The following is a 26,284-nucleotide window of genomic DNA, read 5'->3' on the forward strand; positions in this document are numbered from 1 at the left end:
GCCAGAGTAGTATTAATATAATTCAGCGCAGCTTTGAAGGTCTGGTAATCCTCACCCTTCTCTGTGATCTCCGGATTCTCAGCCAGACCATTGGCCAGAAGAAGCACTGTATCATTAGTAGAAGTATCTCCATCAACAGAAACCATATTGTAGGTATCCTTAACATCCTCACTTAATGCCTCCTGCAGCATCTTCTTGGAAATCTTCGCATCCGTAGTCACAAAACCAAGCATCGTGCACATATTCGGATGAATCATACCCGAACCCTTACACATACCACCAATCGTAACAGTTTTACCACCAATCTCAACCTGAACAGCAACTTCCTTCTTCCTAGTATCAGTAGTCATAATCGCCTTCGCAGCCTCAGTACCTGCCTCCAGAGAACCATCCAGCTTCGGAGCCATCATCTTCACACCATTCTTAATACGGTCAATCGGAACCTGCATACCAATAACACCGGTAGAAGCAACCAGCACACTGTCCGCAGCCACATTCAAAACCTCCGCAGCCGCAACCGCAGTCTCCTTACAATAACCATACCCTTCTGCACCAGTACATGCATTGGCAATACCACTGTTACAGATCACCACCTGCGCAGACGGATGATTATAAACAATATCCTGATCCCATTTAACAGGCGCAGCCTTCACCACATTCGTAGTAAAAGTCCCCGCCGCCACACAAGGCACCTCACTATAAACCATAGCCATATCCGTTCTGCCCTTATACTTAATCTCAGCCGCAGCAGCCGCTGCCTGAAATCCCTTAGCCGCCGTAACGCCACCATCTATAATCTTCATAATCAAATCCTCCTTACATCTCCACAACTTCCCCAGACTGCCGCAGGTCCCCTGCGCAGTCGCCCAACCAGTTCATGGGAAAAGTCAGCTCCGGAAATTATTTGTTTTTGAACGCATTTGCAGGGACTGTAGTAACTCTTAGTGCTCAGGAATTTGGTTGTGGAAAAAAAGCTCACTGTCTGAGCGCAGCGAGTTTGAGCTTTTTTTCCACGCTTTTTAGCAAATTTCTGAACACTTTAGAGTTACTAAGCCCCGAAACCGCGTTCAAAAACAAATAATTTCCGGAGCGTCCCCTTTTCATTTAACTTACGGACACATCGGCACCTGCAGCAGTCCCTCAGCCTCCTTAAATCCAAACATCAGATTCATATTCTGCACAGCCTGTCCCGCAGCCCCTTTCACCAGATTATCCATAGCCCCCATCATAATAACTCTGTGAGTTCTCGGATCAATCTTAAAGTTCACATCCACATAATTACTTCCCTCCACGCACTTAGTCTGCGGACAAACATCCTTATCAAGTACACGGACAAAAGTCTCATTCTCATAATACTTATCATAAATCGCCTTCACTTCTTCATAAGAAACATCCTTAGTCAGAGAAGCATAAGCAGTCACCAGAATACCACGGTTCATAGGAATCAGATGAGGTGTAAAATTAATCAGCACTTCCTTACCGCACGCATAACCAAGCTGATCCTCAATCTCAGGTGTATGTCTGTGGCTTGCAACACCATAAGCCTTAATATTCTCATTCACTTCACAGAAAAGATTAGCAACCTTCGCTCCACGTCCAGCTCCTGAAGTACCGGACTTCGCATCAATAATAATGGTAGACGGATCGATCAGCCCCTCTTTGATCAGCGGATAAATAGAAAGTGTAGAACATGTCGGGTAACATCCCGGATTCGCGATCAGTCTGGCTTTCTTGATATCCTCACGGTTAATCTCACATAAACCATAAACCGCCTCATCAATAAACTGTGGAGCTTTATGCTCGATACCATACCATTTCTCATATTTCTTCACATCTTTAATACGGAAATCCGCACTCAGATCGATTACCTTCGCTTTGGAAAGAATTCCTTCATTAATTAAAGAAGCACAAAGTCCCTGCGGAGTTGCTGTAAAGATCACATCCACTTCATCAGCTAATGCTTCCATATTATCATCCATACATTTGGCATCTACCAGTTTAAAAAAGTTCTGGTAAACATCTGAATATTTCTGGTCAATATAACTTCTTGAACCATACCACGCAATTTCCACATCTTTATGTCCCAGAAGCAGTCTCACGATCTCGTTACCTGCATATCCTGTGGCACCGATAATTCCTGCTTTAATCATAATAATTTCCTCCATCTTCGCCTCATCCGGCGATCTTCATTTCATAGTAAAACTTTACTCTATCAGAGTGCTGGACTAATTATACATCTTACCTGCATAATATGCAATAGTCATTTTTCAATGTTTTTACATGGATTTTATTTCACTTCACAGATTTCCCCCTGTCTTTTCCTATATTATGTTGCATATTTATGCAAAAGCAGATAAAACTTTTTTGCATTTTTCTATTGCATATTTATAAAAAAAGGTGTATATTATCACTTGTTAAGCGGAATCACACGAAATCAACTTGTTCCGCATTGAATATTTATTCAAAAATTTCAATCAGAAATTACCGCATTTATTCAAAAATAATGCGCTGAACTCCCGACCTATTCATTTACTTTCGGCAAACGGATATCTCAGGAAATTTTTACAAATCAGGAAAATAATAAAATCCAATTTCAGGAGGAATACAATCATGAAAGAAAAAGTCGTTTTAGCATACTCAGGCGGTCTTGATACCACAGCCTTAATCCCATGGTTAAAAGAAACATTTGATTATGATGTTGTCTGCTGCTGCGTAAACTGCGGTCAGGGAAACGAACTGGACGGACTGGATGAAAGAGCAAAGCTTTCCGGTGCTTCCAAATTATATATTGAAGATATCGTAGATGAATTCTGTGATGACTTCATCGTTCCATGTGTACAGGCAGGTGCTGTATACGAACACAAATATCTCCTTGGTACATCCATGGCCCGTCCGGCAATCGCTAAAAAATTAGTTGAGATTGCACGTAAAGAAGGCGCAGTTGCTATCTGCCACGGTGCTACAGGTAAAGGTAATGACCAGATCCGTTTCGAACTTGGCATCAAAGCTCTTGCTCCTGACATCAAGATCATCGCTCCATGGCGTATGACAGACAAATGGACCATGCAGTCACGTGAGGATGAGATTGCATTCTGTAAAGCTCACGGAATCGACCTTCCATTCGATGCAAGCCACAGCTACAGCCGCGACAGAAACTTATGGCATATCAGCCATGAAGGTCTGGAACTGGAAGATCCTTCCCAGGCTCCAAACTATGACAACATGCTTGTTTTAGGCGTTACACCTGAGAAAGCTCCTGATAAAGAAACAGAAGTAACAATGACATTCGAGCAGGGTGTTCCGAAAACATTAAACGGCAAAGAAATGAAAGTTTCCGAGATCATCACAGAGCTCAACAAATTAGGTGGCGAGAACGGTATCGGTATCGTTGACATCGTTGAAAACCGTGTTGTTGGTATGAAATCCCGTGGCGTATATGAGACTCCTGGCGGAACAATCCTTATGGCAGCTCATGAACAGCTCGAAGAACTTACACTTGACCGCGAGACAATGGAAACCAAGAAGAAACTTGGCAGCCAGTTCGCTCAGGTTGTTTACGAAGGAAAATGGTACACACCGCTTCGCGAGGCAATTCAGGCATTCGTTGAGTCCACACAGAAATATGTAACAGGTGAAGTGAAATTCAAACTGTACAAAGGCAACATCATCAAAGCCGGTACAACTTCTCCATACAGCCTCTACAACGAGTCTCTTGCATCCTTCACAACAGGTGACCTCTATGACCACCATGATGCAGACGGATTCATCACACTATTCGGACTTCCACTGAAAGTTCGTGCTATGATGTTAAAAGAAGTTGAGCAGAACAAGAAATAATTAAACAGAACCTATTACAGCCAGACAGGATTTTGATCCGTCTGGCTGTTCTTTTTTATAATGTTCAAACTCCCAAAATAAGTCCTCTATCTGAGCGCAGCGAGTAATCCAGACTTTTCTTCTCATGCTTTTAGCAGATTTCGGATGGCTTATAGCAATCCCTTAGATGCCGAAACCGCATAGGAAATAAAATATTTTTCTAAGCGTCCCTTTTATCTTCAAAATATGCTACAATACTTCCAACCCTATATACAATCAAAGAAAGGAATCACCGCCAATGCAGCTAGACAAAGAAACCATGAAAAAAATCCGATGGCTCATAGCCTTCGCCGTTCTCCTATACCTCGGCGTCCAGAACCTGAACATAGTCATCAACACCGCCAAAGTCCTCCTTAGCTTTTTATTCCCATTCATCATCGGCTTCGGAATCGCATTCATCCTGAATGTCCCAATGAAATTCATAGAACACCACCTGTTCGGCAAAGCCCTTGAACAAAAGAAAAAAGCGGCCGAAAAATTAGCCCGCCCCATCAGTCTTGTGCTCTCCATCGGCTTCGTAATCTGCATAATCATAATCGTTATGCTGGTAGTAGTCCCGGAGCTCGGCTCAACATTTGTAAATATCGCAAAGAAAATCGAGGAAAACATCCCTGCATTCCAAAAATGGATTGATAACGTATCCGGAAACAACCCGGAAATTGTGAAATGGACCCAGTCCCTTAACATTGAGCCCGGCAAAATGATCGATTCCGTACTCAGCGTACTCAAAAGCGGAGTCAACAACATTGTTTCATCCACCGTATCAATTACCATGGGACTCCTCACAACAGCCATGAATGTCTCCATCGGCTTTGTCTTTGCCTGCTATGTTCTTCTCCAGAAAGAAAAACTCATGCAGCAGATAAAAAAAGCAATGTACGCATTATTCCCGGAAAAGCCGGTCAGATATCTGGCACACGTATGGAATCTGGCAAACAGAATCTTTTCCAGTTTCATTACAGGCCAGTGCATAGAAGCAGTCATCCTCGGAAGCATGTTCTTCGTATCTATGACAATCCTGCGCTTCCCATATGCCATGCTGGTTGGAGTCCTGATCTCCTTTACAGCATTAATTCCTGTATTCGGCGGAATCATTGGATGCTGGGTTGCTTTCTTCCTGATCCTGATGGTAAGCCCGATAAAAGCAGTCCTCTTCCTTGGATTGTTCCTTATTTTACAGCAGATTGAAGGTAACCTGATCTATCCTCATGTGGTAGGCGGTTCCGTAGGACTTCCATCTATCTGGGTACTGGTAGCCGTAACTCTCGGCGGAAGCCTGATGGGAATTGTGGGAATGCTGATCTTCATCCCGACAGTCTCTGTAATCTACACACTTTTCAGAGAGTGGGTATATGCACGACTCGAGAAAAAGCAACTCGTTTTATGACGAAATTATCAACTGATTGAGATAATTTTGTAAAAGGACTGTAACTCAGTGTAAGGTCTCTGTAATTGTAATTAATCTGATATTTCTTTATTATAGTAATATCTGGTTAAAAATGGAAGGAGATCTTAAGATGGACATCTTAAAAGGTAAACGTTATGATATTATGAATGTGCTTTGGGAAGAAGGAAGACCATTGTCTGCTTTTGAGATCAATGACATTGCACCGGAGCTGAAAATGCCAACTGTACGAAGATGCCTAGAGCTTCTTTTAAAAGAGAACATTATCAAAGTCGCAGGAACTTCTATGAACGGCAAGGTCTATGCAAGAAATTATACCCCTCTTCTTTCAAGAGAGGATTACTTAAAAGGAAATGCCAAAAGCAGAAAGATAAGCCCGGTAGAAATGATGACAGCGCTTCTGGAATCCGATGGAATCACAGTAGAAGAAATCGAACAGCTCCAGAAACTTCTTAATAAGAAACGTGCGGAGTTAGAAAACAAATAATCATAAAACGCAATGAGTAAAATCGGCATGGTCATAAAAAAGTAGACCGTGCCGTTTTTTTAATTAATTTAAATCATCAAAAGAATTGACAGTCAACTCTAAATATTTTATAATCATTTTATAAACAATAGCAAGAAACTTATATATGTCCATAATCGGTTGGATGTTTCTACCAACTACCGTAATAGTTGTCTATAAGTTCTGTGTCCACATAGGGATAGCATGAGGTAAAGGCAGCATCGGTAGATTTTTTTTGCCTTTCCTTAATCACAAAGAAAGAAGGTATGATTATGAACAAACAGATTTTTGCATTAAAGGGTACTATTTGTTACAGTAATTCTCTGACGGAACTTTCCATCACTGAAAATGGATATTTGGTATGTGAAGATGGGCGATGTGCAGGGGTGTTTGATGAGCTTCCTGAGAAATTTGCAGGAATCTCATGCACAGATTTTGGTGATGAGCTGATCATTCCGGGACTGACTGATCTGCATCTTCATGCTCCGCAGTATACGTTTCGTGCCTCGGGTATGGATCTGGAGCTGCTGGACTGGCTGAATACTTATACTTTTCCACAGGAAGCGCGTTATGAAGATACGGAGTTTGCCAAAGAGGCTTATTCTATTTTCGCTGAGGATATGAAGAAGAGCCCGAATACAAGAGCATGTATTTTCGGAACTCTGCATGTCCCCGCTACCGAGATCCTGATGGAACAACTGGATAAAACCGGAATAAAAGCTATGGTCGGAAAGGTAAATATGGACCGCAACGGCTCTCCGCAATTGCAGGAAGAGAGTGCTCAGGTTTCTGCTGATGCTACGGTTCAGTGGATTGAAGATACGCTTGATAAGTTTGAAAATGTAAAGCCAATTCTTACTCCGAGATTTACTCCATCCTGTTCTGATGCATTGATGGAGAAGCTTTCAGAGATTCAGAAAAAGTATCATCTGCCGATGCAGTCACACCTTTCTGAGAATTTCGGTGAAATTGCCTGGGTGAAAGAGCTTTGTCCGAATACACATTTTTATGGAGAAGCCTATAGCCAGTTCGATCTTTTCGGCGGTGACTGTCCGACGATCATGGCTCATTGCGTTCATTCTTCGGATGAAGAAATTGCCCTTATGAAGAAGCAGGGCGTTTATATTGCTCATTGTCCGCAGTCCAACACAAATCTCGCCTCAGGTATCTCTCCTGCGAGACGTTATCTGGATGAAGGTTTACACATCGGACTGGGCTCTGACATTGCAGGTGGAACTTCCGTTTCTATTCTGCGTGCCATAGCTGATGCTATTCAGGTTTCCAAGCTGTACTGGCGGCTGGTTGATTCTTCCATGAAGCCGCTCACTGTTGAAGAAGCCTTTTATATGGGAACAGAAGGAGGCGGTTCCTTCTTTGGAAAGGTTGGAAGCTTTAAGGAGGGGTATGAATTTGATGCGGTTGTGCTTAATGACAGCACTATTCCAACTCCACTGAAGCTCTCTCCGAAGGACAGACTTGAAAGACTGATCTACCTTTCCGATGATCGCAATATTACCGCTAAATATGTAGCCGGAAGAAAGATTCTGTAACTGCAGGAAATACAGAGCCCGACGGCAATTTTAAATTTAAAAGGGGGAAAGATTATGAACCTTGACAAAATGTTTCATCTCAAAGAAAACCACACAGACGTAAAAACAGAAGTTATGGCCGGTATCACTACTTTCATGACAATGGCTTACATTCTGGCAGTAAACCCAAACATTCTGGAAGCGTCCGGCATGGACAGAGGAGCTGTTTTTACAGCGACCGCACTGTCATCCTTTATTGCCACCTGCCTGATGGCACTGCTTTCTAACTACCCGTTCGTTCTTGCACCGGGCATGGGCTTAAATGCCTACTTTGCATACACAGTTGTTCTTGGCATGGGATACAACTGGCAGCAGGCACTGGCAGCTGTATTTGTAGAAGGTATTATTTTTATCCTTTTATCACTCACCAATGTGCGTGAAGCGATTTTTAACGCTATTCCAATGAACCTGAAACATGCAGTATCCGTCGGTATCGGTCTTTTCATTGCCTTTATCGGACTGCAGAATGCAAAGATCGTAGTTAACAATGACTCTACTCTGGTAAGCGTATTTTCCTTTAAATCTTCCGTATCCGGCGGAACATTTAATACTGAGGGAATCACTGTTCTGCTTGCATTGATCGGACTTCTGATCACTGCCATCCTTCTTGTTAAGGGTGTAAAAGGAAACATTCTCTGGGGTATCCTGATCACATGGGGACTTGGCATTATCTGTCAGTTGACAGGACTTTACAAACCTGATCCTGCAGCCGGCTGGTTCAGCCTCCTGCCTGATTTTTCAAACGGAATCTCCATTCCAAGCATGGCTCCCACATTTATGAAAATGGACTTCTCCATTGTCTTCACACTTGATTTCGTAGTCATTATGTTTGCATTCCTGTTTGTAGATATGTTTGATACTCTGGGAACCCTGATCGGTGTTGCTTCCAAAGCTGATATGCTTGACAAAGAAGGCAAACTTCCGAACATCAAGGGCGCTCTTCTCTCTGACGCTGTAGGAACTACAGTAGGTGCTATGTGTGGTACTTCCACAGTTACTACTTTCGTAGAGAGTGCTTCCGGTGTTGCTGAAGGCGGACGTACAGGACTTACTTCCCTGGTAGCAGCCATCCTTTTCGGATTATCACTGCTGTTATCCCCGATCTTCCTGGCAATCCCGTCCTTTGCCACAGCACCGGCTCTGATCATCGTTGGATTCCTGATGCTCACATCAGTAACCAAGATTGACTTCAACGACATGACTGAAGCAATCCCGGCATTTATCGCGATCATCGCAATGCCATTCCTGTACAGCATTTCTGAAGGTATCTCCATGGGTGTTATCTCCTATGTGATCATCAATGTTGTTACAGGTAAAGCAAAAGAAAAGAAGATCAGTGTACTGATGTATGTGCTCGCTGTACTGTTTATTTTGAAATATATCTTTATCTGATATTTATATCAGATACACATTTACAAAAAGAAGTCTCCTGCAGAGGCTTCTTTTTATTTCTACAATCTTCTTTCTCTTTTTACATCTATGATGTATAATTATGAAAGTGTTTATTTATTTTCAGGTCAATAAGGCACCGGCACTCTTAAAATACATTTGAAACATTTTATAACTATGAGGGCACTGAACAGTTACAAAATTTCAGTGCTTCTGTCCACACTGAATGAATAAATATTTTGTTTTATCCACATTTTATACATTCTATTTACACATTAATATAAGGAAGGATTACACACATCATGCAAAAACAACAGATCCCTTTAAAAAATTCCCTGCTCCTGCTTCTCGCAGCGATCATCTGGGGTATCGCTTTTGTGGCTCAAAGCGTAGGAATGAAATACGTAGGAGGCTTTACTTTTAATGCCGTCCGTTCCCTTATCGGAGCAGTCGTTCTGATTCCATTGATTTTTATTCTGCAAAAGAGAAACTCTCCTTCTAATTCTGCTTCCAAAGCATCTGGCAGATCTGACACCTCAAGTAATACTGTATCCAATATGCAGGAGAAAAAAGCTCTGATTATCGGCGGTATCGCCTGCGGTATCTGCCTCTGTCTGGCAAGCAATTTCCAACAGTTTGGCATCAAGTATACAACCGTCGGAAAAGCCGGCTTTATCACTGCCTGTTATATTGTGATCGTCCCTGTCATCGGACTGTTCCTTGGCAAAAAATGCACGAAATTTATCTGGGCTGCCGTTGCAATGGCTCTGATCGGACTTTATCTCCTGTGCATCACAGATGGATTTTCTATCGGAAAAGGAGATCTGCTCGTACTGGTATGCGCATTTCTATTTTCACTGCATATACTGGTCATCGACTACTTTTCTCCAAAAGTAGACGGAGTAAAACTCTCCTGCATTCAGTTCCTGACATGTGGTATCCTTTCCGGCATTCCCGCTCTGCTCCTTGAGCATCCGGAACTCTCATCCATCCTGGCAGCATGGCAGCCAATCCTCTACGCAGGTGTTATGTCATGCGGAGTAGCCTACACCTTGCAAATCATCGGACAAAAAAACATGAACCCAACCATAGCATCCCTGATACTCAGTCTGGAATCCTGCATCTCTGTCCTAGCCGGATGGATCATCCTCGGCCAGCAGTTAAGCGCAAAAGAAATCCTTGGATGCATCATCATGTTTGCTGCGATCATACTTGCACAGCTTCCACAGAAGCAATCTGCATAATACTTTGAAAGAAACGGGCAATCGAAAGTGAGACTGATTTTTGCAGCCAAAGCCAAAATTTACATCATTTAATACATACATAAAAATCGGAAAGAAATCTGTTTCTTATTGATTTCTTTCCGATTTATTATTTAAAAGCATACGATATCTTTCCACAGACAACTTTTCATATCGTTTTTCTTATCTGCTACTCAACTTCCCCAATTACCTTGTGGAAGTGCTCTTTTATCTTCGCAAAGCTCTCATCACTCAGATCATGTTCCAGCTTACACGCATCTTCTTTCGCAATCTCCGGACTCACTCCGAGATGCTCCAGCATTTTACTTAATACTGTATGGCGCTCATAAATATGAGTCGCAATCTGTGCCCCTTTATCCAGAAGTGTCACTGTGCCATAACGGTCCATTGCAATATAACCATCCTCACGTAACAGCTTCATCGCATGACTCACACTCGGTTTCGATACGCCAAGCATCGTTGCAATATCAATGGAACGAACACCGCCCCCCTGCTTAGACAACACTAAAATTGTCTCCAAATAATCCTCCGCCGATTTTCTAATTTGCATTCAAAATACCTCCCATATTGTTTTTATTTTAACACAAAATGAGAGAACTTTCAATTATTCTTCTTGAGAACAGTCGTCATTAACCACCCACACTATTACTGTTCACAATCTGCTTTCGCTACTTATTTTGATTAATTATGTTGTAAAAAGCCCCCTGTCTGATATACCACATACCAGCCAAGGGGCTTTCCTGTCACTCTAACTGTCATTGCACTTAGATTAGATTCCCAGCGCAATCTCCATCATCTTATTAAAGGAAGTCTGGCGAGCCTCTGCAGAAATCGCTTCTTCTCTGAACATATGGTCAGAAATAGTAAGAATACCCAGCGCTTCCTTACCAGCTCTTGCAGCATTCATAAACAGCGCTGCGCACTCCATCTCTGCGCAAAGAACGCCCATTTTTCTCCATGCCTTAGAAGTTTCCGGATTATCACTATAGAACACATCAGAAGATACAACCGTACCTACATGAACCGGAGTTCCCTGTTCCTTTGCAACCTCTACTGCTCTCGCAACCAGATTATAGCTTGCAGTCGGTGCAAAAGTTCCCGGTAACTGATACTGGCTTCCATAATTAGAATCTGTGCATGCGCTCATAGCGATTACAACATCCATTACATTTACATCATCCTGTAAAGCACCGGCAGAACCGATACGGATGATCTTCTCTACATCATAGAAATTGTAAAGCTCATAGCTGTAAATACCCATAGACGGCATACCCATTCCACCGCCCATAACGGATACCTGCTCTCCTTTATATGTTCCGGTATAACCAAACATATTTCTTACTGTATTAAAGCATACAGGATTCTCCAGGTATGTCTCTGCGATATATTTCGCACGCAGCGGATCTCCCGGCATCAGAACTTTCTTTGCAATGTCACCTTTCTTTGCAGTATTGTGTGGTGTTGGAATACACATAGTCATTTCCTCCTTTTTTGTTTTTTATCTCTATAGCAGCATTTAAAATGTTTCAAAAAATAAAATGAACAATCATTTTTCCATAACATGAACATTTTTTCACTGCCATGAAGTACATATTTATTTTAGTAAGTAACTTCCGCTTTTCCCTTGCCTCTCGCCAGAAGATCTTTCTGTAAACGGATTGCTTCTTTTGTCAGCGCATCTGTATCCATTTTCAGCTTACCATCATATTTCAGGAATTCACCTGCTACCATAGTATATTTTACACTCTGACTGTTGCTGCTGTAAAGGATCGATGAAATCGGGTTGTAGAATGGGAATGTATCCGGCTGGTAAAGATCCCAGATAACCAGATCAGCCGGTGCTCCCTCTTTCATTCTTCCGCTTCCAAACGGAAATGCCTGGTGGCTTGCCATCAGATGTTTCCAGATTTCCTCAGCTGTATATGCTGCAGAGTTTCTGTCCTGATACTTTCCAAGCAGTCCAAAAAGTCTCGCCTGCTCCATCGGATTCAGCGTATTAGAGCTTGCCGCTCCATCTGTTCCAAAACCATAGTTTAACTTCTTATAATGATCAAAGAATCCACCCTTACCAGAAGCCAGCTTCATATAGGTCTTAGGACAAAATGCAAACCAGGTATCATCTCTTAAATATTTCAGGTCATCCTCTTCGATCCACAGTCCATGTCCAATCAGCACCTTACAGTCAAATCCGCCCGCCTCATGAAGAATTCCAAACGGTGTCATCCCTGTTTCTTTTCTGGCTTTCTCGACCTGTACATCTTCTTCGGATACATGAAGATGAATTGGCAGATCCAGTTCCTTAGCCACATCAATGATTTCTTTCAGAGTCGGTGACGGGCAGGTATAATTGGCATGTGGTCCCATATGAAATGCGATTTTATCTGAATCATTTCTATGCTCCAGAATAAATTCTTTTACCTGCGCCAGACGCTCGTGAAAACCAGGAGTCATACCAAATAATGTCGGTGCCAGGTCTCCGCGGATTCCTGTCTCTTTTACAGCTTTCAGAACCTGTTCCTCTCCGAAATAGTGATCTGCAAAAACAGTCACACCATTATTGATCATCTCAGAGATTCCCATCAATGTTCCAATATAAACATCATCATCCGTCATCTTGCTCTCATATGGCCAGATCATTTCATTAAACCAGGCATCTGCAGTTACGTCCTCTGCAATTCCCTTAAAAATATTCATAGCGGTATGAGTATGAAGATTTGCCAGACCTGGGCTCACAAAGTATTTGCTGCAGTCGATCGTCTCATCTGCCACAACAGAGTGGTCATCTTCATTCTCTGCAACGATCTTGAAGATTTTTCCATCTTTAATATAAACATTCTGTTTCAGTGTGCATTTCGCTTCTTCATCCAGAATCCCTGCACTCTGAAGTAAAATTGTTTTCTGCATAAATTCACCCTTTCTATATTGCCAGTAAAATCCATGTGTGGTAGCATATTTCTCATAATTACACCAAAAGGAGTTTTCCATCATGAAAAAAGCACTGATTATTGGTTCTACTGTTGTAGATGTTATTGTAAATCTTGTTGATTCTCTCCCCACAACCGGAGAAGATGTCCACGTCCGCAGCCAGCATATGTCTCTGGGCGGATGCGCTTATAATGTATCTGATTCCGTCCGTCACTTTCAGGTTCCTTACATTCTTTTTTCTCCTGTAGGCACAGGAGTCTACGGATATTTCGTAAGGGAAGAATTAAAGAAAAAAGGAATCTCCAGCCCTATCCCGTCTTCTGACATGGACAATGGCTGCTGTTACTGTTTCGTAGAGAAAAGCGGCGAACGCACCTTCATCTCCTATCATGGCGCAGAATATCTCTTCCAGAAAGACTGGTTTAACCTTATTGATACAGAAGAAATTGATTCTGTATACATCTGTGGTCTTGAAATTGAAGAAACTACCGGAAGTAATGTCGTAGAGTTCCTGGAAAAGAATCCGGAACTTACTGTTTTCTTCGCCCCTGGACCACGACTCACTGTCATTGATCCTGCTCTTGTAAATCGCATTTACAACCTCTCACCGATTCTGCACCTTAATGAGACAGAAGCACTGGAAGTCAGCCAGAAATCATCTGTTTCAGAAGCCGGTGCATACCTCTATAGCAAGACGCATAACACCGTGATCATCACCCTCGGCGAAAAAGGATGCTATTATTTCGACGGAACTACCGAAGAAATCGTCCCGCCGGTACCAACCACTCAGGCAGACACCATCGGGGCAGGAGATTCACACATCGGCTCTGTCATCGCCTGTCTGAAAAATGGAGACAGCTTACATGATGCTATCGCAAAGGCAAACCGTGTTTCCTCTGCTGTTGTGTCAACTCCATCCGCTATTCTTCCGGATGAGGAATTTGCAAAACTAAATTTTTGAAGTATCCCGTATACAAGCATCCCTGCTTATTGCCATACCGCAATATAAGCAGGGATTTTCTTGCTTAAAGCATTCAGGCGACACATTTTCACCTGTTACTTTATTACTCTTCTTTTTACTTACCACTCAGACGCTCTTTTTTCTTTTTCTGTCCATAATAGTAAACACCAAGTCCGACCAGAGTTGTAAGATAAGGTACCATCAGGATAATTTCATATGGCATAACGGAGGTAAGCTGCATAACGTTTGCAACCGCCTGTGCAATACCAAAGAGCAGGGATACGAGGAAACCACCAATCGGAGTATTTCCACCCATGCTTGCTGCTGCCAGAGCAATAAAGCCTCGGCCGCCCGCCATATCCTTTGTGAACATATTCATATATCCACCGGACAGATAGAAACCGCCCATCGCTGCCAGCACACCACTGATGATCAGTGCGATGTACTGAATCTTTCTTGAGCTGATACCTACGGATTCTGCTGCATTCTTATTCTCGCCAACTGCACGGATTGCAAGTCCCAGAGGTGTTTTATACAGAAACAGATGAAGCAGGATCACTGCCAGGATAGAAAACCATGTCAGAATATTCTGTCCGGAAAGAACACTTCCGATAAACGGAATCTTCTCAATAAACGGAATCACTACTGACGGTGCAGACACACTTCGGATAGAAGAAGAAACACCTCTGTCTCCGGATACTGCAACCAAAAGTAATACAGTTCCACCAGTCGCCGTCAGGTTAATAGCGATAGCTGCCAGAATCTCATCCGTCTTCAGATTCAGGATAAAGAATGCAAGGATCAGACCAATCAGTCCGCCAATCACCATAGTGATCAGAAGTCCCAGCCATGCGCTATGAGTCAGTGATGAAAAAATAACTCCGAACAGAGCAGAAAACAGCATGATTCCCTCAAGAGCCATGTTACAGATTCCAGCTTTCGCTGCAACAGCGGCTGCCAGGGTTGCAAACAGGATCGGAGTTGCCGATCTTAAAATCGTTGAAAAAAAGTCAGGGGATAAAATCGCACTCCACATACCTATACCGCCTCCTCATCTTTCAGTGCTGCTTTTGCTTCTTTTGCAATGATCTTATGTTTATACTTGCTCAGGAACTGTTCAGCAACTACAAGCAGGATAATGATACCCTGTGTGATCTGAACGATCTCCAGTGTAACGTCTGTTCTTCGTGCCATGATAGAAGCTCCTGTACGCAGATAAGCAAGGAACAAAGCTGCAAAAGGTGTATACAATGGGTTCTTTTTGGAAAGTGTACAGATAATGATCGCATCCCATCCATATCCTAACAGAGAAGTCCAGGTAAATCTTGCGTAAATCGGGCTGAGCATTTCCACGCCACCGCCTAAACCTGCAACAAAACCACCCAGAAGCTGGGAGATCATGATAACTTTCACAATACTGATTCCTGAGTATCTTGCAAATTCTTCATTTTCACCGGCAAGACGGAGTTCATATCCTGTCTTTGTTCTGTAAAGGAAGAAATATCCAAGAACAGCCACTGCAATTGCAATGATAAAACCTAAATGTACACGAGTTCCCTGAATCAACACCGGAAGCTCGGCAGCGTCTGCCAGTTTATAAGAAGCAGCACTCGCTTTCGGGTCACCGATTACATTATTTAACATATAGTTTCCAAAATATAACGCCAGATAGTTGATCATCAGGGATGAAACCATCTCAGATGCTGTCGTTGTAATCTTCATAATAGCAGGGATTGCTGTAAACAGTGCACCTACCAGTCCGGCACAAAGAAGTGCCATAAACGGAGATACAAAAGTGGCAGTCAGTTTGATAGCCACACAGGAAGCGATCAGACCACCGATGTGGAATGCACCCTCACCTGCCAGGTTGATCTGGTTTGCAGAAAACATAATGCAGACACCAGTACCTGTGAAGATCAGCGGAATCATGGATTCCACTACGTTACCCATACTTCTCTTATTTGTAAAAGGACCGATCAGCAAATATTTAATTGCTTCCAGCGGCTGATCACTTACCAGGAAGATAATCACAAAAGAAATGGCAAGTGCGATCAGGACGGAAAAAACGGTCCTCACCATATCAAATCTTTTTGCACTATTCATATAAAACTCCCTCCAGTACATCATCATGCTTGATACCCAGCATATGCTGACCAAGCTCGTCCTCTGTTACATTCTCCACGTCAGTAAAGAATCCGGCAAATTTGCCCTTATACATAACAGCAAGTCTGTCACTCAGGGAGAAAATCTCTGTAAGGTCTGCTGAGATCAGGATAACTGCACATCCGGCATCTCTAAACTCCAGAAGTCTCTTTCTGATAAATGCAGCGGCGCCTACGTCAATACCACGTGTCGGCTGGTTCGCAATAATGATATCCGGACCTGTAGAAAATTCTCTGGCAACGATAACCTTCTGAATATTTCCACCGGAAAGCATTCCAACGTTCTGCTTTCTGGATTTACATTTAACCATATACTCCTTGATCAGCTCATCACTTCTCTGCTCCATTGCCTTACGTTTCAGCAGAAATCTTCCGGAGAATTTTTTATCCTTATACTGGTTGGAAAATATATTTTCCATGATGCTCAGGTTTCCTGCGCATCCGGAAGTCATACGGTCCTCAGGGATATGTGCAAGTTTCAGTTCTCGGATATCCTCAATAGAATCCTTCGTGATATCCTCACCCTTGATTTTAACTTCACCACTGTAGTTCTTATTAAGACCTGTCAGTGTATCAATCAGTTCACTCTGTCCATTACCCTCAACTCCGGCGATGCCAAGGATTTCTCCGCCCTTCAGGTCAAAGGAAAGATTGTCTACCTTCAAGACACCCTGTGCATTATGTACAGTCAGGTTACGGACTCTCATAAATACATCATCGGTAAGGTGCTGTTCTTTCTTATCAAATTTCAGAGATACTTCTCTTCCCACCATCAGACGTGACATCTCCTGTGTGGAAATATCCTTTACATCGTATGTTCCCATGCTGCGTCCGTTTCTCATGATTGTCGCACGGTCGCAGATCTTCTTGATTTCATCCAGCTTATGGGAAATAAAGATGATCGTATGTCCTTTCTCTCTCAGCTTCATTAACTGAATGAAAAGCTCATCTGTTTCCTGTGGAGTCAGTACGGCTGTCGGCTCATCCAGGATCAGAATCTCCGCACCTCTGTAAAGAGCTTTCAGAATCTCAACCTTCTGTTTGATACCTACCGGAATCTCCTCTACCTTCTGACGGACATCAATGTCAAAGTTATATTCCTTCGCAATGTCCTCTGCAGCCTTGACTGCCTTGTCCATATCAATGAACAGGCCTTTCTTAGGCGCAACTCCCAGGATAATGTTCTCGGCAACCGTAAGTGAAGGTACCAGCATGAAATGCTGATGGACCATACCGATCCCCTTGCTGATCGCGTCCTGTGGAGATTTGATCGTTGTCGGCTGTCCCTTAAGAATAATCTCGCCCTGATCAGGTGCTTCCAGTCCGAACAGTACCTTCATCAACGTACTCTTACCGGCACCGTTCTCTCCAAGCATCGCGTGAATCTCCCCCTTACGAAGCTCAAGGGATACATCTTCATTGGCTACCACACCATTACCGTAAATTTTCATAATGTGGTTCATCTGTAATACAGTCTGATTACCCAATCTGTTCACCTCGTTTCTTATTTATCACATATATCAGGTTCAAAAAACTCAAAAATTTTACTTTTGAACGATACGCTTTTGGAACCTGATATCATTGCTCATCTTTGACCAAAACCTTGTATCAGACAAGGGCTTTGTAATCTGCATCTTTACGAACTATAAGCAAATCATTCACTGCAAGACACAGAATGCGCATCATGCGAAACAGCATGACGCGCACCTTTGCTTGTCATCTTGATATATTTGGTGTCTCCATTATCAGACAGTCTAATATATTGCCGGCCCAAGGCCTGGTCGTTTTTTCATTATTCAGTTCAACGATGTTATTGTCAAAAAAACTTTTGCCCTTAGCTTAATTTTGCAGAATCGATCAGTGCCTGAACATCATCCGGGCTCATTGCATTATCGCCAAGAGTAGTCGGAACTGTGATCTTACCATCAATGATATCCTGTTTCAGTTCTTCTATTTTTGTACGGATGTCTTCCGGAACTACTTCTTCATAATGCTCGTCTTCCACAAGCTCAACACCGCCATCTGCAAGTCCGAGATATTCAAGAGTACCGTATGGAAGCTCGCCATCTATATCTTCTTTGATTGCACGTACCAGAGAGTTTCCTACGTTCTTAAGAGCAGATGTAGGAATGTTTGCTGCGTAATCCGGAAGAACTGCTGCCTGGTCAGAGTCAACGCCAAACGCATATCTCTTAGCATCTACAGCGGCTTCGATCTGTCCGAGACCTGCACTTCCTGCTACGTTGAATCCTACGTCTGCGCCATTCTGGTACTGAGTAAGAGCCATATCCTTACCTGCTGCAGAATCATAGAAGTTACCTACATAAGCAAGAGCAACCTGTGTTTCTCCATCGATATCCTTTGCACCCTGGATATATCCAACAAGGAAGTCCTCGATAACAGAGTTGTCCATACCACCAAGGAATCCGATGATCTTATTGGAAGGATCGATCATATCAAGGGAATCATCTGTAGTCATCATTGCAGCCATAGCGCCCAGAAGATAGGATACTTCGTTCTGTTTGTACATTACGTTGTATACATTGTCCTCACCGCCTGCACTGTAATCAAAAGCTTCATCAAAGAAGATGAATTTCTGATCCGGATAATCATTCGCTGCATTTGTAAGAGCATCCAGCATCTGATAAGTACCGCAGATAATCATATCATAAGAACCATCATCACAGTAATCATACATTGTAGGCTCCCATTTTGCTTCATCTGCTGATGTAGCTCCCATCTGCTCTACTTTGTAAGTAAACTTGTCTTCTCCAAGTTCTTCCTGCAGTGCTTCCATTCCGGCATTTGCAGAGTCAAAGAAAGATTTGTCACCCAGAGTTCCGTTAAGCAGAAGTGCTACTTTGTATGGCTCACCATCGTCTTTTGCCATAACTGGTACGGTTGCTACTCCCATGGACAGGATCATTGATGCGGTGAGAGTTGCTGCTACTAATTTTTTCTTCATTATTTAGTTCCTCCTTTTCCTTTTGCCTGTTCAGCCTTTTTAACGCTCTTTACTGTTTCCTGAACTAAGTCCTGCAGAGAAATGGTTCTGTATTCTCCTCTCATATAGGTGTCCAGCCTGGAAAATGCCGGATGGATCAGTTCAGGGGGAATGGCTTTCATTCCCTGTTGAATTGCCAGAAGCGGCATGATCATTCCCGCATTGCAGTCCACATCAACGCCACACATGGTAATGATATGGAGCGTCTTGCGAAAATCGCCGTTTCCATATATTAATGCGATGATCTCACAGCACGCATTAGGGTACGCATGGATCCAGTTATATTTTTTGTATCTGTCCATACATGCATATAATGCATCCTGCCAGTTCTCATAACGTATACAGCAGTCATACGCGTAAGAGATCACCGAATAATATTCACTGTCTTTCGGAATCATCTGTATAGAAGTTCTCACCACGCTGCGGATATCGTCATCCACAAACGCCAGCGAAGTCATTACTGCGTTAAAAACTTCTCCCAGAATCCCGTTATTTGCATGGGAAACTTCTCCGTCCCGCCACGCAAGCATCGCTGCAATATAAGGTCTTCCCGGTGCTGTCATACCACATACACCGGCCCTCATCTGAGCTCCGATCCATTCATTAAACGGATTGCAGTGTGTACCGCTCTCCGGTGGAAAAATACCATTCTTAATATTACGGATAGCAAGCTCCTCGGCAGACCATCCACACGGGATCAGTCCTACCCAGGCAAGTGCAATATCCTCTGATGTGACCTCGTATCCTTTTTTTGAAAATGCATCCAGAAATGCAAGTTCAAAGGTTATATCGTCATTATATGTATTGGGTTCTCTTAAAAATTCCTCTACATCTCCAAAAGTTTTCTTTAAATTCTCGCTGGTATAGCCTTCTACCATAGTTCCCATGGCGCCGCCAATCATCTGTGCAAGCCACCCTGCGTGAATTTTCTCTTCAAATTCCGAAGTTGTGCAGTCTACCGTAACCGCCTTCGGAAAAATAACCTGCTCTTCATACTCCTCAAAAGAGTGATAATATCTGTAATTCCAGTATGGTGATGTATCATCTTTTACCGCATTTGTCAGCTCTCTGCGAAGTAAAGCTGAAATCTGATGGAGCTTCACAAAATCTTTCTTTGCATGTGCCAAAAGTCCATCCTGCAAAAGCTGATACCCTTTCTCACTGACCTGATATCCTCTGTTCTCCAAAGCCTGAACCGCAGCTACCATGATTTTCTCCGGTGCTCCTGAACCCGGTACATTACTGCCCCAGTCAAGAGACAGGTTATCATCATAGAAACCAGATACATCTACATTATCTGTCCATGTCTGCTCTTCTTCGCTTCGAATCACAGGCTGTGCGTTCCAGAAAATATTCTGCGCCATCTCCCATGCTTTCATATAATTAAATTCTCCTTTTAAAAAGTACTTGAAAATTTCATTCTGCAATCTGTACTAACAGAAAAGTGAGAGTTTTACTCACATTTTAGTTTAACATACCCATTGTAACGTACTTTTATCAGAATTTCCACCCTTTTTTAGACAAAAGATGTACTTTTCCATAATATAGGTTACTATTCACTGCGTTCTCAGTAACACGCTTCGCGATGCAGAAAATATGGACCTCCGATAACAACAACCGATAATTATCAATAAATTTTGTCCGAAAGAACTGGTAAGCGCTATTTTTTTCTTGTATAATAGCGTGATATGATGTTTTGATGGTAACTGTTCTCTTTGTGTCCGGTAACTTTTGATGAGCAAAACTCTCACAACATCCACTATTTAGGAGGAGGAAATTATTTATGTACGCACTTTTTACTCTGTTTGCAGGTGCCTGCCAGTCTGCTATGGGCAGTCTGAACCGTATGCTCACAGATTATGTGGGAATGTTTGGCATGAGCCTTGTCGTTCATGCAGTTGGCGGTATTCTTCTGATCTTATACATGAAACTGTACTGCCATGAGAAATTAAAAATCTCCGGAATGCCATGGTACCTGTATTCTGCCGGATTCTTTGGCATCTTTCTGGTTGTTACTTCCAGTTACTGCATCGGAGCACTCGGAGTTTCCGTAATGACATGTCTCTCCGTCACCGGACAGCTTGTGATCTCTGCAGTGATCGACCACTTCGGCTGGTTCGGCGTTCCAAAGATTCCGTTCAATCTGAAGCGTCTTCCCTGCTTTGTTCTGATCTTAGTCGGTCTGATCATCATCAATCTTTCATGAAAGGAGTTTTATCATGGCATTTGTACTTACTCTGGCATTCGTAAACGGATGTGCAACCGTCATTTCTAAAATGATCAACTACCGCTGTACCAAATACCTGGGAACAAATAATGGTTCTCTTGTTAACTATATCGTTGCCAGCGTGTTATCTTTTATACTCCTGCTGGTATCCTCCAGATTTTCCGTAAATCTGTACTCTTTTAGTCAGGCACCCTGGTGGGCTTACCTTGGAGGTGCATTCGGAATCGTAGCATTTATTATTTCCATGATCACACTCTCTCACCTCAAGGTTATGGAATCCACCATTCTCCTGCTGGTCGGTCAGTTAACCGCAGGCATTCTCTTTGATGCACTGATGTTCCAGAATATCAGTCTTAAAAAGCTTCTCGGTATCGTTCTTGTTGCTGCCGGAATTATCTGGGACAATCGGATTTCGCACGGTCCTGAGCAATAAGAAGTCTCAACGCTCCCACACCCACGCGCACAGCCATGTCTGTGTCGTGGCACTGCGGGTTGTCCATTCCTTTCTTTGCCCTCTCCTGATTGCCAACCGCCAGAAAAGCTGCTCCACAGCGTACTCTCAGATAATTACCAACTGTAAAAAGCGCCGCTGATTCCATTTCTGACGCAAGACATCCAAGTCTTATCCATGCTTCCCATTTATTCTCAAGTTCATAGCTTACCGGTTTTGTCTGTGGGGAATGCTGTCCATAGAAAGAGTCTTTACTCTGCACCACTCCTGTATGGTAATTACATCCCATCTCTTTTGCAGAATCTACCAACGCATTCACTATTTCCAGATTCGGCACTGCCGGAAATTCAATCGGTGCATATTCCTTGCTTGTGCCTTCCATACGGATAGATCCTGTTGCAACGACAATATCACCGCCTTTTACGCTCAGATCCATTCCACCGCAGGTTCCGACTCTGATAAAAGTATCTGCCCCACACTGTACCAGTTCTTCCAGAGCGATAGCAGTGGACGGTCCGCCGATTCCGGTAGAAGTCACGCTGACTTTCTCTCCGTCCAGATAGCCGGTATAAGTTACAAATTCCCTCTTATCTGCAATCTGTACCGGATCATCAAAATACTTGGCAATCGCCGCACATCTCTTTGGATCTCCCGGCATAAGAACGTATTTGCCTACCTCTCCCGGTGCTACATCAATATGAAATGCTCTTCCGTTGTCTGAATAAACCATATCCTGTCCTCTCTTTCCTTTTTATTTCTGTTATTACTTTTATTAATTTTACCAACTTTCTATATTCCTATATTTAATACGCTTATCCTATATGCCGTTGTTGTTCCCGGTAATATCATTCCTGTTCACACGCCACCCACGATATGTTTTGACAAATAACTGATTCATTCGCAGGAAAGACGCGTACATATTCCCTTTGTCTCTTCTATCGCTTCACGAAGAATCTCTTCTCCATCAAGTTCCTGCACATCAATTCCATCCGCATAGACGCACGCATATTCATCAATTCCAAAGAACTTACACAGTGCCTCCATATAAGTGCTTCCCTGCTCCATGTCGCTGTCAGCCCAGATTCCTCCTCTGGTAGTAAGGAAAAGTAGCCATTTCGCTTTGCAGAGGCCATACAATCCACTCTCGTTACATCCAAATGTAATGCCTTCTGCGGAAATATTCTCAATATAAACCTTCAGGACCGCCGGAATGCTCAGATCCCAGAAAGGTGCCGCCACGATTACCCCGTCCGCTTCCCGGAACTGGTTTCCGTATTTAAATACAGGTGCATCGTATTCTTTTTTAGCCAGAAGCTCATCACGCTCTTTTAATGTCTCTGTTTTCCAGTACATCAAGTCAAGATCCATCAGATTCAGAATTTCCAGATTCCAGTCTGGATGTTCTTTTCTCACTGTATCCAGTGCTGCTTCCAGAAGCTTTTTAGTTCTGGATTCTTCCCTGCGGACACACGCATCGATCACAAGAATTGTTTTTTTCAAAACATTTCCTCCTGTTTTTTCATATTTGTTTTTAAGTCTTATTATTTTACATACAATTATACAGGTTTTCAGATTCTTTTACAACTATGAAATACGCGGAAACGCAAAAAAATGTTGGTGTGCTAATTTTTTTTTGCATACCAACATTTTCATATAACATCATGATATGATGTTAGGGTCAAAAGGTTTTTTGACCCTAACTTGATATCACGGATTGCTCCGCAGCTGTGCTGCTCCCGCAATCCTTCAAATATTCGGAATCCGCTGATTTACTGCGTAAATCGCTACTTCCTCATATTTGGCGGGTCCCAAGTTCAAAAGCTTTATCGTGCAAGCACGAACAGCTTTTTGACCTTTTGACCCTGGTATCATATTATTTATCATCTCCTGTAAGGCGTAAAACATCACGAATTTCTTCCACATCCATATCAAGGATGATTGCCAGTTCCTCTATGCTGAACTTAGCATTTTCATCATCGTCACCCTCTGTGAGCTCACGTACCGCTGATTCCAGTTTTTCAACCTTTGCCACCAGATAATCGTCTTCAAACTTTCTCTGTGTCTGTTCTTCGATCGCATTGCGTATTCCCGCACGGATACGTCCAAGCAGCCAGTTTTCATCCTTCCGGGCCGCTTCTTCCTCTCCAAGAGCCATCAGAAGGCTGATATTTGCCTCCTGAATCAGATCAGCGATGAAAATCTCCTCACAGTTCATTTCAACCGCCATTTCGGCTGCTACGCGCAGATATTTCTGTGACAGTTCTGCCTGTGCCATAGCATCTCCCTGAGAAAGCAGTGCAAAAAGCTCTTCAGCACTTCTTGTTCCCTGCTCCTGTTCCTCTAACCCTTCCAGATATTCTTTCAGATAAACTTCCTCTTCCGGTGTTAAAGGTACTTTCTCTTCGCTCTGTGCGGATTCCTCTTCATGTTCTTCCTGTGGCGCCGCCGCAAGTGCCTCTGCGCCTTCAATCGTAATGCCTTTTAATTTCAGATACTGTAAAATTTTGATCAGCTGTGATTTATCCAGATCCAGTTCCCCAAAACATTCTTTTATCTGTGCCGGTTTCAGCACTTTTCCATTTTTCTCACCAAGCTCGCAGATCTCTGTGAGCTTCTGCTGAAATTTCCGTATATCCATACTAGTAATCTCCTTATATCTGTATTCTATCTAACATCGATCGAGTAGGAGGCAGCTTTCGCCGCCGACCTCTCACACCACCGGACATGCGGTTCCGCATCCGGCGGTTCAGTTAACTTAACATCTTGTTTGACAAAAATATTCCTCTGCTGAGAGTAATCCGAACTTTTTCAGACGTGCATTTGACATTGCATAGCAAATAGTTTCTGTACGACAAACCCGAGCATATCCATGGAATCCTGCCGCACTTTTTGCATTCTTTTTACTAACACCCAGTTTTATCAGATTTCTATATCTGGTTTTAGGATTTTTCCAATGTTTCCATATACACATTCTGAACCTGTACCTAATAACCGTATCGAGTCTTTGGGTTGCTGTAAGAATTGAGCCAATTTTAAAGTAATTGATCCAGCCTCTTACCACTTCCGCTATCTTTTGGGCTTTATATGAGTTACTTACACCCCACTTGCGGCTCGTTAATTTTCTGACTTTCTTCATTACCTTATCCAATGACTTTTGAGGGACTTTTATCTTATATTTCTTTTCCTGAAACTGATAATAGAAGGCAAATCCCAGATATTGTATTTCTGTGGGTCTCCCTATTTTACTCTTGCCCCTGTTCACTTTCAGCCGCAGAACATTTTCAATATACTTCGTGACCGATTCCATTACCCTTGCCGCAGCTTTTCCGCTTTTGACAAAAATAATACAGTCATCTGCATATCGTACAAATTTAAGTCCTCGGCTTTCAAGTTCCCAATCCAATTCATTGAGCAGTATGTTAGCGAGAAGCGGTGAAATATTTCCCCCTTGTGGGGTTCCGATTTCTGTTTCTTCTATCTGTTCTCCAACCATAACTCCACTTACTAGAAATTTTCGGATTAGCGAAAGTATTTTTCCATCCTTAATCTCTTTGTTCAAAACAGATATTAACTTGTCGTGTTCTACCGTATCAAAAAACTTTTCCAAGTCAATATCCACGACCCAGTTATATCCTTCATTCATGTATTTAACTGCTTTTAGTACTGCCTTCTGTGCACTTTTTCCAGGTCTGAATCCATAGCTGTTCTCATGAAATTTTCTTTCATATATAGGTGTTAATACCTGTGTAGCTGCTTGCTGTACCACACGATCTGTGACAGTTGGAATTCCAAGTTTTCGTTTGCTTCCGTCTGCTTTAGGGATTTCCACTCTCTTTACTGGCATTGGTTTGTATGACTGATTTCTTATACTCTCTCTGAGTTGCTGTCCATTTACTTTCAAATGAGAAAGCAAATCGGCACATTCCATTCCGTCTATTCCTGCCGCACCTTTATTCTTTTTCACCTGTTTGTAGGCACGATTCATGTTTTCATTTGACAGAATGCGTTCTATAAATATTCCTTGTTCCTCCATGCGCTGTTTCCTTTCCTTTTCGTGAGTTCCGACCACTTAGTACTTGTGGTACTCCTCTCGGCATGTGTTTCGTCTAAAACTCTCAATTAGGACGTACTCCAGCTGATTAACTGTTCTGTCCTTTGCTCCATCCGGCTTTCCCGGACTTCCTCGCTACTATGACATCTGCTGACTTCCTATGATTCGTTGTTACTATGGCAAATGAGACCACCCATAGGATCTCCCCGGTTAAAATACGCTATCTTTCCCATCATCTATCCGCCATGTCTACTACCAGTTCTACGTTAGCTATTGGACTTCAACTTATTCAGCAGTCTTATCCGAACTGTAAGCCTTATACATGATTTCTGTCCGTCGGACCAATGGTTTGCCGCAGGCTTCCTTCAGATTCCACCTTACAGTGGACACCCTTGCCATGTTGGCTATGTGCTTCCCGCTAACGGGCACACTTAGGACTTTCACCTTTAAGAATAACGTTCGCGCCGGGCGAACTGA

At 42.8% G+C, this 26,284-nt stretch carries 23 protein-coding genes and 1 riboswitch; of the genes, 9 read left to right on the forward strand and 14 right to left on the reverse strand.

What is annotated here, in order from left to right:
- Both AC058W_RS07145 and argC read right to left on the reverse strand, forming a co-directional pair.
- Nucleotides 1-803 (reverse strand): bifunctional ornithine acetyltransferase/N-acetylglutamate synthase (locus AC058W_RS07145; protein WP_479389890.1); only part of this gene is annotated, 803 nt, incomplete at its 3' end.
- Between the two features lie 306 nt (nt 804-1,109).
- Entirely contained in the window at nt 1,110-2,150 is a 1,041-nt protein-coding gene (gene argC, locus AC058W_RS07150; protein ID WP_479389891.1) for an N-acetyl-gamma-glutamyl-phosphate reductase, read from the reverse strand.
- Between the two features lie 460 nt (nt 2,151-2,610).
- On the opposite strand from argC, the gene AC058W_RS07155 reads away from it, so the two are divergent.
- The 6 genes from AC058W_RS07155 (at nt 2,611) to AC058W_RS07180 (ending at nt 10,008) form a co-directional block, all read left to right on the forward strand.
- A complete protein-coding gene (locus AC058W_RS07155) occupies nt 2,611-3,837 on the forward strand; it encodes an argininosuccinate synthase (RefSeq protein WP_008706208.1) in 1,227 nt (408 codons plus the stop codon).
- Between the two features lie 277 nt (nt 3,838-4,114).
- Nucleotides 4,115-5,263 carry an AI-2E family transporter gene (locus AC058W_RS07160; protein ID WP_117677461.1) on the forward strand — a complete coding sequence of 383 codons (1,149 nt, stop codon included), beginning with the start codon at nt 4,115-4,117 and terminating at the stop codon, nt 5,261-5,263.
- 130 nt (nt 5,264-5,393) lie between these two features.
- Nucleotides 5,394-5,768, forward strand: coding sequence for a BlaI/MecI/CopY family transcriptional regulator (locus AC058W_RS07165; protein ID WP_479389892.1), 375 nt, complete (start codon nt 5,394-5,396; stop codon nt 5,766-5,768).
- Nucleotides 5,769-5,887: 119 nt separating this feature from the next.
- A riboswitch (purine riboswitch) is annotated at nt 5,888-5,983 on the forward strand.
- 75 nt (nt 5,984-6,058) lie between these two features.
- Nucleotides 6,059-7,336, forward strand: a complete 1,278-nt coding sequence (locus AC058W_RS07170; protein WP_479389893.1) for an amidohydrolase family protein — start codon at nt 6,059-6,061, stop codon at nt 7,334-7,336.
- Between the two features lie 54 nt (nt 7,337-7,390).
- Nucleotides 7,391-8,767, forward strand: coding sequence for an NCS2 family permease (locus AC058W_RS07175; protein ID WP_119244337.1), 1,377 nt, complete (start codon nt 7,391-7,393; stop codon nt 8,765-8,767).
- Between the two features lie 314 nt (nt 8,768-9,081).
- A complete protein-coding gene (locus AC058W_RS07180; protein WP_117677465.1) occupies nt 9,082-10,008 on the forward strand; it encodes a DMT family transporter in 927 nt (308 codons plus the stop codon).
- 187 nt (nt 10,009-10,195) lie between these two features.
- On the opposite strand, the gene AC058W_RS07185 is transcribed toward AC058W_RS07180, so the two are convergent.
- From AC058W_RS07185 to AC058W_RS07195, 3 genes are all read right to left on the reverse strand, one after another.
- Entirely contained in the window at nt 10,196-10,576 is a 381-nt protein-coding gene (locus tag AC058W_RS07185; protein ID WP_117677457.1) for a metal-dependent transcriptional regulator, read from the reverse strand.
- Between the two features lie 219 nt (nt 10,577-10,795).
- On the reverse strand, nt 10,796-11,500 hold the full coding sequence (deoD, locus tag AC058W_RS07190) for a purine-nucleoside phosphorylase (RefSeq protein ID WP_117677456.1): 705 nt from the start codon (nt 11,498-11,500) through the stop codon (nt 10,796-10,798).
- 125 nt (nt 11,501-11,625) lie between these two features.
- Nucleotides 11,626-12,930 (reverse strand): amidohydrolase family protein, encoded by a 1,305-nt coding sequence (locus AC058W_RS07195; protein ID WP_117677464.1) that lies wholly within the window; start codon nt 12,928-12,930, stop codon nt 11,626-11,628.
- Between the two features lie 82 nt (nt 12,931-13,012).
- On the opposite strand from AC058W_RS07195, the gene AC058W_RS07200 reads away from it, so the two are divergent.
- A complete protein-coding gene (locus AC058W_RS07200; RefSeq protein WP_479389894.1) occupies nt 13,013-13,912 on the forward strand; it encodes a PfkB family carbohydrate kinase in 900 nt (299 codons plus the stop codon).
- Nucleotides 13,913-14,027: 115 nt separating this feature from the next.
- Here AC058W_RS07200 and AC058W_RS07205 read toward each other — a convergent pair whose 3' ends face one another.
- From AC058W_RS07205 to AC058W_RS07225, 5 genes are all read right to left on the reverse strand, one after another.
- The gene (locus AC058W_RS07205) at nt 14,028-14,948 is read right to left on the reverse strand and encodes an ABC transporter permease (protein ID WP_117846266.1); all 921 of its coding nucleotides are present in this window, start codon (nt 14,946-14,948) and stop codon (nt 14,028-14,030) included.
- Between the two features lie 2 nt (nt 14,949-14,950).
- Nucleotides 14,951-16,015, reverse strand: coding sequence for an ABC transporter permease (locus tag AC058W_RS07210; protein WP_117677453.1), 1,065 nt, complete (start codon nt 16,013-16,015; stop codon nt 14,951-14,953).
- The gene (locus AC058W_RS07215) at nt 16,008-17,537 is read right to left on the reverse strand and encodes an ATP-binding cassette domain-containing protein (protein ID WP_207658825.1); all 1,530 of its coding nucleotides are present in this window, start codon (nt 17,535-17,537) and stop codon (nt 16,008-16,010) included. Before AC058W_RS07215 ends, AC058W_RS07210 begins: the two co-directional genes overlap by 8 nt.
- A gap of 371 nt (nt 17,538-17,908) precedes the next feature.
- Nucleotides 17,909-19,039 (reverse strand): BMP family lipoprotein, encoded by a 1,131-nt coding sequence (locus tag AC058W_RS07220; RefSeq protein ID WP_479389895.1) that lies wholly within the window; start codon nt 19,037-19,039, stop codon nt 17,909-17,911.
- Entirely contained in the window at nt 19,039-20,457 is a 1,419-nt protein-coding gene (locus AC058W_RS07225) for an ADP-ribosylglycohydrolase family protein (RefSeq protein WP_118137993.1), read from the reverse strand. The genes AC058W_RS07220 and AC058W_RS07225 overlap by 1 nt, the downstream gene beginning before the upstream one ends.
- 404 nt (nt 20,458-20,861) lie before the next feature.
- Between AC058W_RS07225 and AC058W_RS07230 the strand changes: the two genes are divergently transcribed.
- Nucleotides 20,862-21,284, forward strand: a complete 423-nt coding sequence (locus AC058W_RS07230) for a DMT family transporter (RefSeq protein WP_479389896.1) — start codon at nt 20,862-20,864, stop codon at nt 21,282-21,284.
- A gap of 13 nt (nt 21,285-21,297) precedes the next feature.
- Entirely contained in the window at nt 21,298-21,738 is a 441-nt protein-coding gene (locus tag AC058W_RS07235; RefSeq protein WP_117677448.1) for a DMT family transporter, read from the forward strand.
- On the opposite strand, the gene udp is transcribed toward AC058W_RS07235, so the two are convergent.
- From udp to ltrA, 4 genes are all read right to left on the reverse strand, one after another.
- Nucleotides 21,698-22,486 carry a uridine phosphorylase gene (gene udp, locus AC058W_RS07240; protein ID WP_117677447.1) on the reverse strand — a complete coding sequence of 263 codons (789 nt, stop codon included), beginning with the start codon at nt 22,484-22,486 and terminating at the stop codon, nt 21,698-21,700. The genes AC058W_RS07235 and udp overlap by 41 nt on opposite strands.
- Before the next feature lie 164 nt (nt 22,487-22,650).
- Complete coding sequence (locus AC058W_RS07245) at nt 22,651-23,256, reverse strand: NAD(P)H-dependent oxidoreductase (protein ID WP_181977733.1); 606 nt, start codon at nt 23,254-23,256, stop codon at nt 22,651-22,653.
- A 373-nt stretch (nt 23,257-23,629) separates the two neighbouring features.
- The gene (locus tag AC058W_RS07250) at nt 23,630-24,394 is read right to left on the reverse strand and encodes an RNA polymerase sigma factor RpoD (protein WP_479389897.1); all 765 of its coding nucleotides are present in this window, start codon (nt 24,392-24,394) and stop codon (nt 23,630-23,632) included.
- A 117-nt stretch (nt 24,395-24,511) separates the two neighbouring features.
- Nucleotides 24,512-25,789 (reverse strand): group II intron reverse transcriptase/maturase, encoded by a 1,278-nt coding sequence (ltrA, locus tag AC058W_RS07255; protein WP_479389898.1) that lies wholly within the window; start codon nt 25,787-25,789, stop codon nt 24,512-24,514.
- Nucleotides 25,790-26,284 lie beyond the last annotated feature (495 nt).

This window comes from Blautia sp. CGZ-1-C1 (genome assembly GCF_056504575.1).